The 14969-nt window shown below is 72.1% G+C and carries 18 protein-coding genes; 13 read left to right on the top strand and 5 right to left on the bottom strand.

Going from position 1 to position 14969, the window contains the following annotated elements; genetic code table 11:
• Nucleotides 1-273: 273 nt before the first annotated feature.
• Nucleotides 274-1254: a hypothetical protein gene (locus O7543_RS16530; RefSeq protein WP_281567138.1), complete on the top strand. Its 981-nt coding sequence runs from the start codon at nucleotides 274-276 to the stop codon at nucleotides 1252-1254.
• A gap of 58 nt (nucleotides 1255-1312) precedes the next feature.
• Here O7543_RS16530 and O7543_RS16525 read toward each other — a convergent pair whose 3' ends face one another.
• A complete protein-coding gene (locus O7543_RS16525; protein ID WP_281553005.1) occupies nucleotides 1313-1678 on the bottom strand; it encodes a DsrE family protein in 366 nt (121 codons plus the stop codon).
• 25 nt (nucleotides 1679-1703) lie between these two features.
• On the opposite strand from O7543_RS16525, the gene mtfM reads away from it, so the two are divergent.
• The 5 genes from mtfM to O7543_RS16500 all read left to right on the top strand — a co-directional run bounded on the left by mtfM (nucleotide 1704) and on the right by O7543_RS16500 (nucleotide 5083).
• Nucleotides 1704-1808, top strand: coding sequence for a small membrane protein MtfM (mtfM, locus tag O7543_RS16520; protein WP_278171721.1), 105 nt, complete (start codon nucleotides 1704-1706; stop codon nucleotides 1806-1808).
• A gap of 15 nt (nucleotides 1809-1823) precedes the next feature.
• Nucleotides 1824-2453 (top strand): FABP family protein, encoded by a 630-nt coding sequence (locus O7543_RS16515; RefSeq protein WP_281553006.1) that lies wholly within the window; start codon nucleotides 1824-1826, stop codon nucleotides 2451-2453.
• Between the two features lie 109 nt (nucleotides 2454-2562).
• Nucleotides 2563-2985 (top strand): Fur family transcriptional regulator, encoded by a 423-nt coding sequence (locus tag O7543_RS16510; protein WP_281553007.1) that lies wholly within the window; start codon nucleotides 2563-2565, stop codon nucleotides 2983-2985.
• The gene (locus O7543_RS16505) at nucleotides 2985-4073 is read left to right on the top strand and encodes a folate-binding protein (RefSeq protein WP_348650136.1); all 1089 of its coding nucleotides are present in this window, start codon (nucleotides 2985-2987) and stop codon (nucleotides 4071-4073) included. The genes O7543_RS16510 and O7543_RS16505 overlap by 1 nt, the downstream gene beginning before the upstream one ends.
• Before the next feature lie 53 nt (nucleotides 4074-4126).
• Nucleotides 4127-5083 carry an asparaginase gene (locus tag O7543_RS16500; RefSeq protein ID WP_281555400.1) on the top strand — a complete coding sequence of 319 codons (957 nt, stop codon included), beginning with the start codon at nucleotides 4127-4129 and terminating at the stop codon, nucleotides 5081-5083.
• 43 nt (nucleotides 5084-5126) lie between these two features.
• Here O7543_RS16500 and O7543_RS16495 read toward each other — a convergent pair whose 3' ends face one another.
• Complete coding sequence (locus O7543_RS16495; RefSeq protein WP_281553008.1) at nucleotides 5127-5936, bottom strand: alpha/beta hydrolase; 810 nt, start codon at nucleotides 5934-5936, stop codon at nucleotides 5127-5129.
• Nucleotides 5937-6078: 142 nt separating this feature from the next.
• Here O7543_RS16495 and O7543_RS16490 point away from each other — a divergent pair, with 142 nt between their 5' ends.
• The 4 genes from O7543_RS16490 to O7543_RS16475 all read left to right on the top strand — a co-directional run bounded on the left by O7543_RS16490 (nucleotide 6079) and on the right by O7543_RS16475 (nucleotide 8406).
• Nucleotides 6079-6672 carry a helix-turn-helix domain-containing protein gene (locus O7543_RS16490; RefSeq protein ID WP_281553009.1) on the top strand — a complete coding sequence of 198 codons (594 nt, stop codon included), beginning with the start codon at nucleotides 6079-6081 and terminating at the stop codon, nucleotides 6670-6672.
• On the top strand, nucleotides 6669-7130 hold the full coding sequence (locus O7543_RS16485; protein WP_281567137.1) for a hypothetical protein: 462 nt from the start codon (nucleotides 6669-6671) through the stop codon (nucleotides 7128-7130). Before O7543_RS16490 ends, O7543_RS16485 begins: the two co-directional genes overlap by 4 nt.
• Before the next feature lie 77 nt (nucleotides 7131-7207).
• Nucleotides 7208-7516: a DUF2516 family protein gene (locus tag O7543_RS16480; RefSeq protein ID WP_281553011.1), complete on the top strand. Its 309-nt coding sequence runs from the start codon at nucleotides 7208-7210 to the stop codon at nucleotides 7514-7516.
• Nucleotides 7513-8406 (top strand): alpha/beta hydrolase, encoded by an 894-nt coding sequence (locus O7543_RS16475; protein WP_281553012.1) that lies wholly within the window; start codon nucleotides 7513-7515, stop codon nucleotides 8404-8406. Before O7543_RS16480 ends, O7543_RS16475 begins: the two co-directional genes overlap by 4 nt.
• 47 nt (nucleotides 8407-8453) lie before the next feature.
• On the opposite strand, the gene O7543_RS16470 is transcribed toward O7543_RS16475, so the two are convergent.
• Entirely contained in the window at nucleotides 8454-9740 is a 1287-nt protein-coding gene (locus tag O7543_RS16470) for an NAD(P)-binding domain-containing protein (protein WP_281553013.1), read from the bottom strand.
• 265 nt (nucleotides 9741-10005) lie between these two features.
• On the opposite strand from O7543_RS16470, the gene O7543_RS16465 reads away from it, so the two are divergent.
• Nucleotides 10006-10782 (top strand): EI24 domain-containing protein, encoded by a 777-nt coding sequence (locus O7543_RS16465; RefSeq protein ID WP_281553014.1) that lies wholly within the window; start codon nucleotides 10006-10008, stop codon nucleotides 10780-10782.
• A 22-nt stretch (nucleotides 10783-10804) separates the two neighbouring features.
• Here O7543_RS16465 and O7543_RS16460 read toward each other — a convergent pair whose 3' ends face one another.
• Both O7543_RS16460 and O7543_RS16455 read right to left on the bottom strand, forming a co-directional pair.
• Nucleotides 10805-11851, bottom strand: coding sequence for a hemolysin family protein (locus O7543_RS16460; protein ID WP_281553015.1), 1047 nt, complete (start codon nucleotides 11849-11851; stop codon nucleotides 10805-10807).
• Nucleotides 11848-13263, bottom strand: coding sequence for a hemolysin family protein (locus tag O7543_RS16455; RefSeq protein ID WP_281555401.1), 1416 nt, complete (start codon nucleotides 13261-13263; stop codon nucleotides 11848-11850). The genes O7543_RS16460 and O7543_RS16455 overlap by 4 nt, the downstream gene beginning before the upstream one ends.
• A 308-nt stretch (nucleotides 13264-13571) precedes the next feature.
• On the opposite strand from O7543_RS16455, the gene O7543_RS16450 reads away from it, so the two are divergent.
• Nucleotides 13572-14558: a sporulation protein gene (locus tag O7543_RS16450; protein ID WP_281553016.1), complete on the top strand. Its 987-nt coding sequence runs from the start codon at nucleotides 13572-13574 to the stop codon at nucleotides 14556-14558.
• Between the two features lie 106 nt (nucleotides 14559-14664).
• The gene (locus O7543_RS16445; RefSeq protein WP_278119086.1) at nucleotides 14665-14883 is read left to right on the top strand and encodes a hypothetical protein; all 219 of its coding nucleotides are present in this window, start codon (nucleotides 14665-14667) and stop codon (nucleotides 14881-14883) included.
• Nucleotides 14884-14969: the final 86 nt, after the last annotated feature.

Raw genomic sequence — 14969 nt, 5'->3', positions numbered from 1 at the left:
TTCGGCGCTCTGGCGGCGACGGGACCGGACCGGGTCGGGTACCAGCGGGACGACGTGGCCGGCGACGGCGCGGTCCGTGACTATGTGGCGGTCCGTGACGACGTGGCGGCTCGCGACGAACTGGTCCACGAGGATGCGGTACCGGACGAGCCCGGCTGGGACGGGTCGGATCGGGAGCTGCCGGAGCAGCGGATCGGCAGGCCGGTCGAGGTCGGCTGCTGACGGCTGCCGGGCCGGCCGGCCGCCCTGGCCGGTACCTGGCACCATGGCCGGGTGACTGACGACCCGCCCGCGACCCCGGCCGTCCCGCCGGCACACCCGGCAGCAGCAGCCCCGCCGCCGTCGTCGTCGGGACCGTCATCTGCCGAGGTGCCGTCATCTGCCGCCATGCCGCCGAGCGCCGCTGGTCAGGGCCCGGTGCGTCGGTGGTGGCGGTGGTCGCTGGCGGCCGCCGCAGTCGCCTGGAGCGTGCTGCTGTTCGGCCTGGCCGTGCAGTCCCAGCGGGACGACAGCCCGACCGTCCGCGAGCAGCGCGACATTGGACAGGCGCGGCCAGTCGCCGACCGGGCGGCGATCGACCTGACCGCTGCGGTCGGCGACGCCGGCGTGGTGGTGCTGGCCGAGGAACAGATCAGCGCCGGCTGCCGGATCACGCCGATGCGCCCCGGCGCCGAACTGACCCGGGTGCTCACCGCCTACACGGCGCCCGACTCCGGCCCGGCGTTGCTCGACCGGATCGCCCACCGGCTCCCGGCCAGCTACGCCGCGATAGCCCGGCACGACGCCGCCACCGGCCGGTCGCGGCTAGGTGCCGACGCCGGTGATTTCGTCGCGGTCCGCGGCGAACTGATCCGCGCCGGCGTAGTGCAGTTGCGGATCAGCACCGGCTGCCGACCGGCCTCCGACGGGTCCCGGCCCGCGCCCGCCGACCCCCGGCCGGGCGCCATCGTCGGCCCGACCCCGCGCAGCCACGCCGAAGTGCTGACGGGCGCCTTCGGGGTGGCCGACGTACGGGCCGCATCGTCGGTGGAACTGCCCTGTCCCGACGGAGACGGACAGCTCAGCAGCTACGCGCTGACTGCGGCCAGCACCGCGGAGTCCGACGAGTGGGCGTCGCTCGGCTTCACCATGCCGCGCGCCACCGTGGTCTCCGATCAGGCACCGCTGTTCATCCACCGGTACGGCAGCAAGGGCACCGTGGTGCGGCTCGACGGCGACGACGTCTGGATCGCCGCCACCGACTTCACCTGCTGATCCCGTCGTCCAACCGCTGATCCGTCGTCGGCTGCCGACCCGGCCGCTAGACACCCGGTCAGTAGACGAGGGCCTGGACGCCGTCGGCCATGATCTCTTCGACAAAGACCGCCGCCCCGGCGATCCGTACCCCCGGCAGCACATCGTCCGGGCCGAACCCACGGCGGGCCGCGCACTGCGTACAGACCGTCACCCGACCACCACCGGCCAGCACCGCGTCCAGCAGGTCGGGCAGCGGAGCCGAATGCGGCAGGTCGAACTCGGCTGCCCGGCCGGGCAGCCCGAGCCACGCCGACTCACCGGTCAGCCAGAGGGAGACCTCGACGCCGGCCGCGGCGGCGGTGCCCGCTACGGTGAACGCCTGGGCGCACCGCTCCGGCTCGTCCGAGCCGGCGGTCGCCTTCACGACGAGAGTGCGAGCCATGCGGCCAGCATAGGATGGCCTTGTCATGGTTACCGAGATCGGGTTCGTCAGCCTGCTGGTGGCAGGCTTCGGCGCGCTCGCCGGTGGCCTGGTCTACCTCGCGGTCCGCATCTGCCGTGGACGCTGGTGAGAAAGCGGAGGATCGATGAGCGCGAGCAGCGCGTCCGGAGCGGGACAGCCGAGCACCGAGGAGAACCCGGTCCGGCCGCCATGGCTGGACGCCCCGCCGGTCGACCCGTACCCGTTCGAGGAGAGCCACGACCTGCGGGTCGGCCCGAAGCTGCACCCGGCGTTGAACGCGCTGCTGCCGTACATCGGGGTGTGGCGTGGGCGGGGGCGCGGCGGCTACCCGACGATTGAGGACTTCGACTACGCGCAGGAGATCCAGATCAGCCACGACGGCCGGCCGTTCCTGCGGTACGAGTCGCGGGCCTGGCTGCTCGACGAACAGTCCCGCCCGGTGCGCCCGGCCGGCCGTGAACTCGGCTGGTGGCGGGCGGTGACCGACGCCGACGGCCGGGCCACCGGTGAGCTGGAGGCGACGATGATGACCCCGACCGGGGTGATGGAGCTCTACCTGGGTCGGGTCACCGGGGTGCAGGTCGAGTTGGCCACCGACGCTGTGGTGCGTACCGGTACCGCCAAGGAGGTCACCGGTGGCCACCGGCTGTTCGGCATCGTGGAGGGGGCGCTGCTGTACGCCCAGGAAATGGCCGCCGTCGGTCAGCCGCTGTCCCCGCACCTGTCCGCCCGGCTGATCCGGGTCGGCGGCTGATCCAGATCGGCTCCGGAGACAGGTCGGTCACGGAGACAGGTCGGTCACGGAGACAGGTCGGTCACGGAGACAGGTCGGCCACGGAGACGGCGGCGATAGGATGGCGACGGTGGCTGAATCTTCCCTGGCAGAAATGCTGCGCTCGCGCGGGCTACGGCTGACCGCGCAGCGTCAGCTGATCCTGGAAGCGGTGCACGAGTTGGGACACGCCACCCCGGAGCAGGTGCTCAACGCGGTGCGCGAGGTCGCCGCCGGGGTCAACATCACCACCATCTACCGCACTCTGGAGCTGTTCGAAGAGCTGGGCCTGGTCACCCACACCCACCTGTCGCACGGTTCGCCGACGTTCCACTCCGTCGGCGAGGACCAGCACGTCCACCTGGTCTGCCGGTCCTGCAAGTCGGTCTCGGAGATGGACCCGGCGCTGGCCGAGCCGCTGATCACCGCGCTCGCCGAACAGCGCGGCTTCCAGGTGGACATCGGCCACATGGCGTTGTTCGGCACCTGCGAGCGGTGCGGAGGAAGACAGTGATCGACATACCCGGCGCGGTGGACATCGCCGACGTGGCCACCGGATCCCCCGACGCCGGGGTCGCCGCCCACTACGGCGACCCGATGCGCGAGCAGCGCCGGCTCGCCACCGAGGTCGGCCTGGTCGACCGGAGCAACCGGGGAGTGCTGGCGGTGCCCGGGGCCGAACGGATCGGCTGGCTGCACACCCTGACCACCCAGCATCTGGCGACGCTGCGCGCCGGTCAGGGCACCGAGCTGCTGGTGCTCTCCCCACACGGCCACGTGGAGCAGCACGCGATGGTCGCCGAGGACGGCACCACCACCTGGCTGGACACCGAGCCGCAGATGGCCGGCGAGCTGCTGACGTACCTGCTGAAAATGCGGTTCTTCACCCAGGTCGACCCAGCGGAGGTGACCGCCGACTGGGCGGTGCTGTCGCTGGTCGGCCCGGCCGCGGTCGACGCGGCGGCGGCGCTGGGCGTGACCGGGCTGGCCGACCCGGACCTGCTGCCGGTGCCCGCGTCGAAGTTCGCCGCCGGGTCGATCCCCGACCGGCCCACCGTGCTCTACCCGGTGGCCGCGCTGCCGACCGACGGGCCGTACCGGGGTGGCTGGGCCCGCCGGGTGCCACTCGGCGTCGACCTGCTGGTACCCCGGGCCGCGACGGCACAACTGGTGGCCGAGGCGAGTGCGGCCGGTGCAGCCCCGGCCGGGCTGTGGGCGTACGAGGCAATGCGGGTCGCCTCGCGTACCCCCCGGGTCGGTCTGGAGACCGACCACCGGGCGATCCCCGCGGAGGTCGGCCTGCTCGGACCGGCGGTCCACCTCGACAAGGGCTGCTACCGGGGGCAGGAGACGGTGGCCCGGGTGCACAACCTGGGCCGGCCACCGCGCCGGCTGGTGCTGCTGCACCTCGACGGGGTGACCAGCGATACCCCGCCGGACGCCGGCACCCCGCTGACCCTGGAGGGCCGGACGGTCGGCTTCGTCGGCACCGCGCTGCGCCACCACGAGCTCGGCATGGTCGCTCTGGCGGTGGTGAAACGCAACGTGCCGGACGACGCCGATCTGCGTGCCGGTGAGTTCACCGCCGCGATCGAGCCCTGAGCCGGGATGTCGCAGAGTTGACCAGGTACGCCGGCGGGGTGCCGCTGGTCGAGATGGCCCGCTCCGGTTTCGTGGAGAGCCGGCATCACGGCTCACTGGTGGTGCTGGCCGCTGACGGCGGACTGCGGGAGCGGTTCGGCGACGTGGAGTCGCCGGTGTTCCCCCGGTCGGCGAACAAGCCGTTGCAGGCGATCGGCATGCTGTGGGCAGGGCTGCGGCTGGCCGATCCAGCCGACCTGGCGCTGGTCTGTGCCAGCCACAGTGGCGAAGACTTCCACCTGGCCCGGGTGGCCGCGCTGCTGCGTACCGCCGGGCTCACCGAGGCGGCGCTGCGCTGCCCGCCGGAGCTGCCGGTCGGCGCGGCCGCCGCAGCCGACGTGCTGCGAGCCGGTGGCGGGCCGAGTCGGCTGCAGATGAACTGCTCCGGCAAGCACGCCGGGATGCTGCTGACCTGCCGGGCGGCCGGTTGGCCGGTGGAGGAGTACTGGCATCCGGAGCATCCGTTGCAGGAACGGATCCGGGCCGCCGTCGAGGAGTACGCCGGTGAGCCGGCCGCCGCCGTCGGGGTGGACGGCTGCGGCGCGCCGGTGCTGGCGCTGTCGCTGACCGCGGTGGCGCGGGCGTTCCTGCGGCTGGTGCACGGCCTCGCCGGGTCGGTGGAGCGGACCGTGGCGGACGCGATGCGGGCGTACCCGGAGCTGGTGGCCGGCACCGGACGGGCCGACACCCGACTGATGCGGGCCGTGCCCGGGCTGCTGGCCAAGGTCGGTGCGGAGGGTGTGCTGGCGGTGGCGGTGCCCGGCGTCGGGGCGATCGCGGTGAAGATCGACGACGGCGCGCAGCGGGCGACGGTGCCGCCGGTGGTCGCCGCGCTGCGTCGGCTCGGCGTCGGCACTGGCGCCGACGCCGAAGGCCTGGATCCGACGGCTCTGGCCGAACTCGGTGAGCCGCCGGTGCTCGGTGGCGGCCAGCCGGTCGGCACGCTGCGCGCCCTGTGCCGGCCCTCCTGACGAGACTGGCCGGCGGACGAGTTGGCTATCGCACGGTGATCGGCTATCGCACGGTGTCGGCGAGGAACTCACGCAGCGCGGCGTCGACCGGCCCGGGGCACTCCAGCGGCAGCAGGTGGGCCGCGTCGGGCACGTCCGGCAGCCGCCGGGCGGTCGGGATGCCGGTGCTGATCAGGTCGGCCAGGGCAAGGATGTCCGGCACGTCGAGCGCACCGGCGCCGACCAGCACCGGCACGCCGATCTCACCGAGCCGGCGGGCCGCCGGTGGATCGAGTTCGCGGTGGGTGACGTCGCCGAGCGCGGCTTCGGCGGCGAGCGCCCGACGGTCCATTTCGCGGGCGAAGGCGATCAGCTCCGGGTCGACGTCGGCGGGCTGCCGGTGCGGGCCGACGACCCAGAACCGCACCTCGGCGTCGGCCATCGCGTCCAGATCCTCCGGGTCCACCGCGCCGACCAGGTCGTCCCAGAGCTGTTCGGTGGCGTCGGACCAGTCGTGGCCGCCCAGGGCGGACCCGAACAGGGCGAGGGCGGTGACCCGGTCGGGGTGGGCGATGGCGACGTCGATGGCGACCGCGCCGCCGAACGAACAGCCGACCAGCGCGGCGCGGGCGACTCCGAGCGCGTCCAGTAGGCCGATCACGTCGTCGTGGTGGGCGAACGCGGTGGCCGGCAGGTCGGACTCGCCGTACCCGCGCAGATCCATGGCGATCACCCGGTGCCGGTCACGAAGCGCGGCGACCTGCGCCCGCCACATCCGGCGGTCGGCGATGCCGGCGTGGATCAGCAGTACGGGTGGCCCGGTGCCGACGTCGTCGTAGCTGATCGTTGCGTTGCCTACCCGGATCGTCGTCATCGGCGGGCAGCCTAGCGACACGGGGCGGGTGGCCGCCAACGACTTTCTCGGCTGCTCCTGCGACGGTTCTTCCGGGTGACTCCGCTAACTTTCGTTAGCGTTTCGCTAGCAGTTGCAAGCAGATCGGGGCTACCGTCGAGACATGGCCACACCGAAGGACCTGCCTCGCGACATCGGGGGCTTCATCCGGGACCTGCGGCACAACGCCCGCATCTCGCTGCGGCAGCTCGCCGAGCAGGCCGGCGTCAGCAACCCGTACCTCAGTCAGGTGGAGCGCGGCCTGCGCAAACCGAGCGCGGAGGTGCTCCAGCAGTTGGCCAGCGCGCTGCGGGTCTCCACGCCGGTGATGTACCTGCGGGCCGGGCTGCTCGACGACAAGGACGGCCAGGGCGTGCTTGCCGCGATCGCTTCGGACCCCGACCTCACCATGGCGCAGAAGCAGTCGCTGAGCCAGATCTACGAGACGTTCCGCCGGGAGAACGCCCGGCACGCCGGACCGGACACCGACGCGGACACAGCTACCGCCGCCGAAGCCGCCGAAGAAGTTGAGGAGCAGACCCTGCAGTCGGTCGCCGTCACCGAGGCCGGGGCCGCACCTGGCCCGGCGGGCGAGGACCCGCCGCCGACCGCGCCGACCAGGACCACTTCCCGGCAGAAGACCACCCCCCGGCGTCGTACGCCCCGGGCCGGGGAAACCGAGCAGGCCGCCGCAGCGGCCGAGGAGGAGCAACGATGAGCCAGCCGAAGACCAAGCGGATCCCAGCACCTCTGTACGCCGTCGCCGGCGCCGGTGACCTGGCCTACCAGCAGCTGCGCAAGCTACCGGTGGCCGTCACCCAGCTGACCGGCAAGGCCACCCTCGGCACCGTCGGCCTGCGGGAGAAGGCCACCCAGGGCACGGCCGAGCTGCGTGAGCGGGCCAACACCGGTGCCGACCTGGAGCGCCTGCGGGCGATCGCGGTGCGCAACCGCGACGCGGTGCTCGCCGGTGCCCAGTCGGCCGGGCAGCGGGCCGTGGCGATCTACGGCACGCTGGTGGCGCACGGCGAGCGGGTCGTCGGCACCGGGGTGGTCCGGGCCGCCGACACCGTCAACGCCGACATGGCGACCACCGAGGCTCCAGCCCAGGTCACCGCGGCACCGGAAGCCGACTCGACCGAGCCGGCCAAGCCCACCCAGGCCAAGGCCGAGTAGTTCCGGCGGGTCCGGGTGATCCGCGGGCCCCGGATGCAGGTGGCACCCGTCCGGGGCCCGCGGCATAAGCTTTGGGCATGGACTCTGCCGCGCCGCTGTTCTATGCCGACGTCCGGTACATCCTCAACCTGGCGCTGTTCGTGTTCGCCCTCGTCGTGCAGGCGGTCGCGCTGGTGCACTGCGTCACCCAGAAAGGCGAGGCGTTCCCGGCGATCGGCACCCTGCCGAAAGGCGCGTGGCTGGCCATCCTCGGCGTCTGCCTGCTGCTCACCCTGCTGTTCCAGGTCAGCCTGTTCGGCCTGATCGGGATCGCCGCCGGGCTGATCTACCTGCTCGACGTGCGGGTCGGGCTGCGGGACATCGCCGACGGCCGAGGCTCCTGGTGAGAGATTTCCGTTGGCCACCGCCGCCGGACGGCGGGCCGCGGACCTACGGACCCGGCCCGTCCGGTCCCCGTACCGGCCGGCCCGCGCTGCCCGAACCGGAGACCGAGGTGATCACCACGCCGCACGGCGTGGAGCTGGAACGGCTGATCACCGGGTCCGGTGAGCCGACCACCGTCTTCGCGCACGGCATCGCGTACGGCATCGCCACCACCCGGCCGCTGGGTAGCGGAGTAGCCGGGCGCAAGGTGTTCTTCCAGTTCCGGGGGCACGGCCGGTCCGCCGCGCCGGCCGGCCCATGGGGCTACCCCGATCTGGCCCGGGACCTGCGGGCCGTGGCCGATCTGACCGGTGCCGGCCGGGCGGTCGGGATGAGCCTCGGTGCCGGGGCGCTGGCCCGGTTGCTGACCGACAGCCCGCAGCGGTTCGACCGGGCGGTGTTCTTCCTACCGTCGGCCTTCGACACGGCCCGGCCGACCTCGGCCCGCCAGCGGGTCGCCGAACTGGTCACCGCGGTCAACGACAGCGACGTCTCCGGGGTGGCGGAGCTGATCGCGGCGGAGACCCCGGTGCCGGTACGCAACACCCCGGCCGCGTGGGCGTACCTGCGTACCAGGATCGACCAGCTGCTGCGCGACGGCCTCGCAGCCGAACTGGTCGACCTGGCCGACGCAGTGCCGGTGCCCGACCCGGCGGCGCTCGCCGCGGTCACCGCCCGGGTCCTGGTGATCGGCTGCGTCGGCGACGACCTGCACCCGGCCGAGACCGCCGAGCGGTTGGCCGCCGCCATCCCGGGCGCCGCCCTGCACGTCTACGACCGCCCCGGTGTGCTCTGGAACCAGCGCACCGATCTGCGGCAGCGGGTCTCCGGCTTTCTCAACGAGCCGACCTGATCAGCGACGGGCGCCACGGCGCCCGTCGCTGATCAGGTCGACGACGGTCAACCGCAGCAGCCGCCGGAGGCGGCGGACGGCGTGGTGGACGGGTCGCTGGGCGTCACCGAGCAGACGCCGGTCTCCGGCAGATCCAGCTGTACGTCCCGGGCGGCGGTCCAGTCACCGGCCAGCGCCGCCGTGACCGAGCGGACCTGCTCGTAGCCGGTGGCCAGCAGGAACGTCGGTGCCCGGCCGTAGCTTTTCATGCCGACGACGTAGTACCCCGGCTCCGGCTGGGTGAGCTCGTCCACCCCGTGCGGCGGGACGGTGCCACAGGAATGCTCGTTCGGGTCGATCAGCGGGGCCAGCATCCGGGCGCAGCCCAGCGCCGGGTCCAGGTCCAGTCGTAGCTCGTCGGCGATCCGGTGGTCGGGGCGGAACCCGGTGGCCGACACGATCCGGTCGGCGGCCAGCGTCCGGCCGTCGGTTGCGATCAGTTCGGCCCGGCCGCTGGCGGTGGCGCGTACGGTGTGCACGCCGAATCCGCTGACCAGCTCGACTCGGCCGGAGTCGAGCAGCAACCGCAGTCCGGTGCCCAACTTGCCGCGGCCAGGCAGAGCGTCGGCATCGCCGCCGCCCAACGCCCGGTCGATGGTCGCGCCCCGGGTGACCCAGCTGACCTGGGTGCCCGGCTCCTGAGCAGCCAGCTCGGCGAGGGCCAGCAGGGTGTTGGCGGCGGAGTGGCCGGCACCGACGACCACGGTGTGCCGGCCGGTGTGGTCGGCCCGGTGGGCACCGAGCACGTCCGGCAGAGCGGTGCTGATCAAGTGGGCTGCCTGCGGCTCGCCGTGGGCGGGCAGCCCGTTGACGCCCAGGACGTTCGGCGTACCCCAGGTGCCGGAGGCGTCGATGACGGCACCGGCGCTGAGCTCCGTACCGTCGGCGAGCCGGACCACGAACGGTGCCTGCTCGCGGCCGTCGGTGCGGACCCGGTCGATGCCGGTGCGGCCCAGTGCGACGACCCGCGCGCCGTACCGGATCCGACCGGCCAAGTCGGGCAGCTTGGCCAGCGGTTCGAGGTAGTCGCCGACCAACTCGGCGCCGGTCGGCAGGTGCTCGGGATCGGGGGCGGCCCAGCCGGCGGCGTCGAGCAGCCGGCGGGCGGCGGTGTCGATGTTGTAACGCCAGGGGGAGAAGAGCTGAACGTGCCCCCACCTGCCGACCGCCGCGCCAGCGTTGCCACCAGCCTCCAGCAGGACCCAGGGCAGGCCGCGTTCGTGCAGGTGGGCGGCGGCGGCCAGGCCGACCGGTCCGGCCCCGATGACGATGGCCGGTTGCTCTTCGTTGATCATGGATCCCTCCGTGCTGGCGAGCGTTTGCAGTCTTGATGATCGTCGAATCAACCATACGATGCCCGCTGTTTCGACGATGGTCAAGTTTGACACTCGTCAAATCAGCTGGCTGGGTGATTCCATCTGGTCAGCGGTAACCTGCCACCCGTGGGTGTCACCAGTCACGGCCGTACCGACCGACTCGACCTGCACGACCCGACCCTGCGTGAGTGGCAGAGCAAAGGTCGGGCCAACCGCCGGGTACGGCTGCGCCTGGCCGGCTGAGATGATCCGCGCCTTCCTCGACGGTGTCCGGCTGTTCCTGCGGGGCTTCGGCACCTACGCCCGCAACCCGAAGATGGTGCTGCTCGGGCTGATCCCGGCGGTGATCGCCGGGGTGCTGTTCGTGGCCGCGTTCGTCGGTTGGACAGCCGTCGTGGTCGACGTCGCCGGCTGGCTCACCCCGTTCGCCGACGACTGGTCGGCGGGCACCCGGGACGCGGTACGCGGTGCGGTCGCCGTCGCGTTGCTGGCCCTCGGTGGGCTGATCGGTGTACTCACCTTCACCGCCGTGACCCTGTTCATCGGGGATCCGTTCTACGAGAAGATTTCCGAACGGGTGGAGGAGCAGCATGGCGGGGTGCCGAACGGGGTCGACGTACCGTGGTGGCGGTCGCTGTGGCACAGCCTGCTCGACTCGGCCCGGCTGATCGCGTTTGGCATCGTCATCGGGATACCGCTGTTCCTCTGCGGGTTCATCCCGGTCGTCGGGCAGACCGTGGTGCCGGTGGTCGCCGCCCTGTTCGGCGGCTGGCGGCTCGCACTTGAGCTGGTCGGTTCCGCGTTCTACCGCCGTGGGCTGCGGCTGCCGGACCGGCGGGTGGCACTGCGCAGCAACCGGCCGAAGGCGCTCGGCTTCGGGGTGGCGGTCTTCTGCTGCTGCCTGATCCCGTTCGGCGCGGTACTGGTCATGCCGGCGGCGGTGGCCGGCGCGACGCTGCTCGCCCGCCAGTCGCTCGACCAGCCCACCGACGGGCCACCGCAGCTTGCTCCGCCCGCTTAGTGGCTGGCGGCCTGTGCGGCGTTTAGCGGCTGGCGGCCTGGGCGGCGTCGCGGACCTCACCGACCAGCTCCTCGATCACGTCCTCCAACGCGGCCAGGCCGGTCAACCGGCCGTCGGCGTCCACCACCCGGGCCAGGTGGGCGCCCCGTTGCTGCATGACCGTCAGGGTGTCCCGCATCGGCTGGGTGGCCCGAACCGTGACCAGTGGCCGGATCAGCCGGGAGTCGACCGCCCGGTCCCGGTCCTGCGCCGAGGCCCCGAGCACGTCCTTGACGTGCAGGTAGCCGGTGACCTGTGCGGCGCCGTCGACGACCGGGAAGCGGGAGTAGCCGGTGTCGGCGCAGCGCTTCTCCAGCTCGACCGGCGTGCTGGTGGCGGAGACCGTGACCAGCGAATCCAGCGGGATCGCCACCCGGGCGGTCGGCTGGTCGCTGAACGCCAGCGCCCCGGTCAGCAGCCGGTGCTCGTGCTCGTCGATCAGGCCCTCACGGCGGGACTGGGCGATGAAGCCGGAGACCTCCTCCCGGGTGAAGGTGGAGGTCACCTCGTCCTTCGGCTGCACCCGCAGCAGGCGCAGGACGATGTTGGCGAGCTGGTTGAGCAGCCAGATCAGTGGCCGCAGCACGGTGACGACGCCGTACAGGACCGGGCCCAGGACCATCGCGGACCGCTCCGGACCGGCGAGGGCGATGTTCTTCGGCACCATCTCGCCAATCACCATGTGCAGGAAGACCACGATTGCCAGGGCGATGGCGAACGCGATCGGGTGCACCAGCGCGTCCGGCACCCCGGCGGCGGCGAAGGCCGGCTCCATCAGGTGCGCCACGGCCGGCTCGCCGATGGCACCCAGGCCGAGCGAACAGACGGTGATGCCGAGCTGGGCACCGGCCATCATCAGTGACACGCTCTCCATGGCCCGTAGGGTGACCCGGGCCAGCCGGGACCCGTCGGCGGCTCGTGGCTCGATCTGCGTCCGCCGGGCCGAGATCAGTGCGAACTCGGCACCGACGAAGAACGCGTTGCCGGCGAGCAGCAGCACCCCGATGAGGATCGCCAACCAGTCACTCATGACGCGGTCTCCTCCGGGTGCCCGGCTGAGTGGCCGTTCCGGCGTCCGTCAGGAGACCCGGCTGCCGCGGTGGGGTCGGCGCGGCGCAGCAGCAGCCGGTCGGCGCGGCGGCCGTCGACCCGGGTCACGGTCAGTTCCACCGGTACGGACGTGGGCAGCCCGTCCGGGTCCGGGTGTTCGCGGTCGTCGGCGACGACCGTGACAGTGTCACCGACCCGGGGCAGCCGGCCGAGCTCCTCGATGATCACCCCACCGAGGGTGTCGGAGATCCGGCCCTCCGGCAGGTCGAGCCCGGTCAGCCGGGCCGCCTCGTCGGGCCGCAGCAGGCCGGAGAGCTGCCACGAACCGTCGGCGGCGCGCTGGTGTCGGCCGGTCGGCCGGTCCTGCTCGTCGGCGATCTCCCCGACGATCTCCTCGACCAGGTCCTCCAGGGTGACGATGCCGGCGGTGCCGCCGTACTCGTCGACCACCACCGCCATCTGCAGTCCCCGGCTGCGCAGCGTGCCGAGCAGCGGGTCCAGCTCGGCGGTCTCCGGGACCTCGGGCAGCTCGACCATCACGGACCGCACGGGCCGGTCGTCGCGCTCCCCGGCCGGTACGGCGAGGGCATGCTTGAAATGGACGGCGCCGAGCACCTCGTCGACTCCGGTGCCGGTGACCGGGAAGCGGGCGTGTCCGGTGGCTGCGGCCAGCCGCAGCACCTCGGCCACCGGTGCGTCGGTGGTGACGAACCGGACCCGGGGCCGGGGGGTCATCACGTCGGCGGCGGTCCGCTCGCCGAAGTCGATCGACCGGGAGACCAGCTCGGCGGTCTCCGCATCCAGGGTCCCTTCCTCGCCGGATCGGCTGACCAGCGACGCCAGCTCCTGAGGCGTACGGGCGGACGCCAGTTCCTCGGTTGGCTCGATGCCGAAGGCCCGCAGGATCCGGTTGGCCGTACCATTGAGGAACCGGATCAGGGGCCCGGTGGCGGCGGTGAAGCCGCGCTGCGCGCCGGCGACCGCCCGGCCGACCCGCAGCGGTTCGGCGATTGCCCAGTTCTTCGGCACCAGCTCGCCGAAGGTCATCTGGAAACCGGTGGCCAGGACCAGCGCCAGCGTCAGCGCAAGTGCGGTGGTCGCGCCGTCCGGCAGGCCGGTGAGCCCGAGCGGGCCGCGTAGCAGGGTGGCCAGTGACGGCTCGGCGAGGAAGCCGACGACCAGGCTGGTCACGGTGATGCCGAGCTGGGCGCCGGACAGCTGGGTGGACAGCGTCCGCAGGCCGCGCAGCAGGCCCGCCGAGCGGCGGTCACCGGCGGCGGCCTGCCGCTCCACGGTCGCCCGGTCGACCGTCACGAAGGCGAACTCGGCGGCGACGAACACGGCGTTGGCGGCGACCAGCAGCACCGCGGCGCCCAGCAGCGCCCACTCCATCACCGCCCGGTCACTCCTTCGACGGTGACGGGGCGGCCGGGACTGGGAGGGTCGCTGGTGGTGGGCATGGTTCTCAGCATAGACAGGCGGACGCTGCGCCAACCTTCGAGTTCACTGAGAACAGTAGCGAGAAGTACTCGTACAATTACTTTGCGTACCTGATATCTGCTGTTCAGCAACCTCTCAGGCTGCCCAGCTAGCATCTTCGGCAACCCCGGTTCCAAAATAGACACATCTGATCATGTTGTGCGGCAACGAGCGGCGCGTCCGGGGATCGCGCCAGCGTACCGCCAGGGAGAGATAGCCACGTGGTCTTCAAACGGATGCTCCGAGCCTTCGGAGTCGGTGGACCGACTGTCGACACCGTCCTGTCCAACGCCAGCACCCGCCCCGGCCTGACCCTGGCCGGCCAGGTCGACATCACCGGCGGCGACCACGAGGTGGAGATCGACCAGATCACCGTCGCGCTGGTCACCCGGGTCGAGATGGAGACCGACGACGAGGAGTACGACGGTACGGTCGAGTTCCATCGGGTTCCGGTCTGCGGCGAGCTGCGTCTTGCCGCCGGGCAGCAGTTGTCGCTGCCGTTCGAGATCGACGTGCCGTGGGAGACGCCGGTCACCGACATGTACGGTCAGCGGCTGCCCGGCATGACCATGGGCCTGCGTACCAAGATCTGGGTCCGCGGTGCCATCGACCCGGGTGACCTCGACGACGTGCACGTCTATCCGCTGCCGGTGCAGGAGCGGATCCTGGAGGCGTTCGCTGCGCTCGGACTGCCGTTCACCGGTGCCGACCTGGAACACGGCCAGCTGGCCGGCCTGCCCCAGACCATGCCGTTCTACCAGGAGATCGAGTACGCGTCGGCACCGCAGTACCCGGGGGTCAGCCAGGTTGAGCTGACGTTCGTCGCCGACCCGTACGGAGTGACCGTGGTCCTGGAGTTCGACAAGAAGTCCGGGTTGTTCACCCCCGGCCACGACGCGTACGGCCACTACCGGATCGAGCACGCGGCCGCCGAGAGCATCGACTGGATCAGCCTGGTCGACTCCTGGCTGCGGCAGTCGCTGGAGCAGCGACACGCGCTGCTCGGCGGCTACGGGGGTGGTCACGCCCATGGCGGGTACCACGGTGGACACGAGGACAGTGGCTCTGGGATGGGTGGCGTACTCGCCGGTGCGGCCGGCGGCGCCGTTGCCGGTTTCGCCGCCGGCATGGTCGCCGAGGAGGTCTTCGACGTCATCGGCGGCGACGACGAGGAAGACGAACCCGAGGAAGAAGAGTCCGAGGAGTAGCCGCCGGCCCGCGTACCCCCGAGTCAGTGCTGCAGACAGCTGGACTCGTCGGCTCGGCCCGCCGTGGGCCGGGTCATACCCCCACCGAGTAAGGAGAACAAACAGGATGCCGGTCACCGCTGACCTGACCACGCTGGTCGACAAGGCCTACCAGGACAAGTCCCTGACCGAGATCGTCGCCGCGCCGGTCGCCGCGCTGAAGGGCGTCAGTGAGAGCGACGCCAAGCTGCTCAAGGATGCCTTCGGCATCGTCACCGTCGGCGACCTCGGGCGGAACCCGTACTTCCGGACCGCGCAGGCGCTGGTGAATCTCGGCGGCGAGTAGCCGTAGCGGCCGGCCTCGGCCGAGTCTCCAGCGACGGGCGTTGCTGGGGCGAGTTCGGACGGTATCCGGCGGGGCGGTGGGAGATT

It is taken from the genome of Solwaraspora sp. WMMA2080 (assembly GCF_027497395.1).
GTDB lineage: Bacteria > Actinomycetota > Actinomycetes > Mycobacteriales > Micromonosporaceae > Micromonospora_E.
Note: the sequence above shows the minus strand (reverse complement) of the source record. Positions and strands in the feature narration are given on the sequence as shown.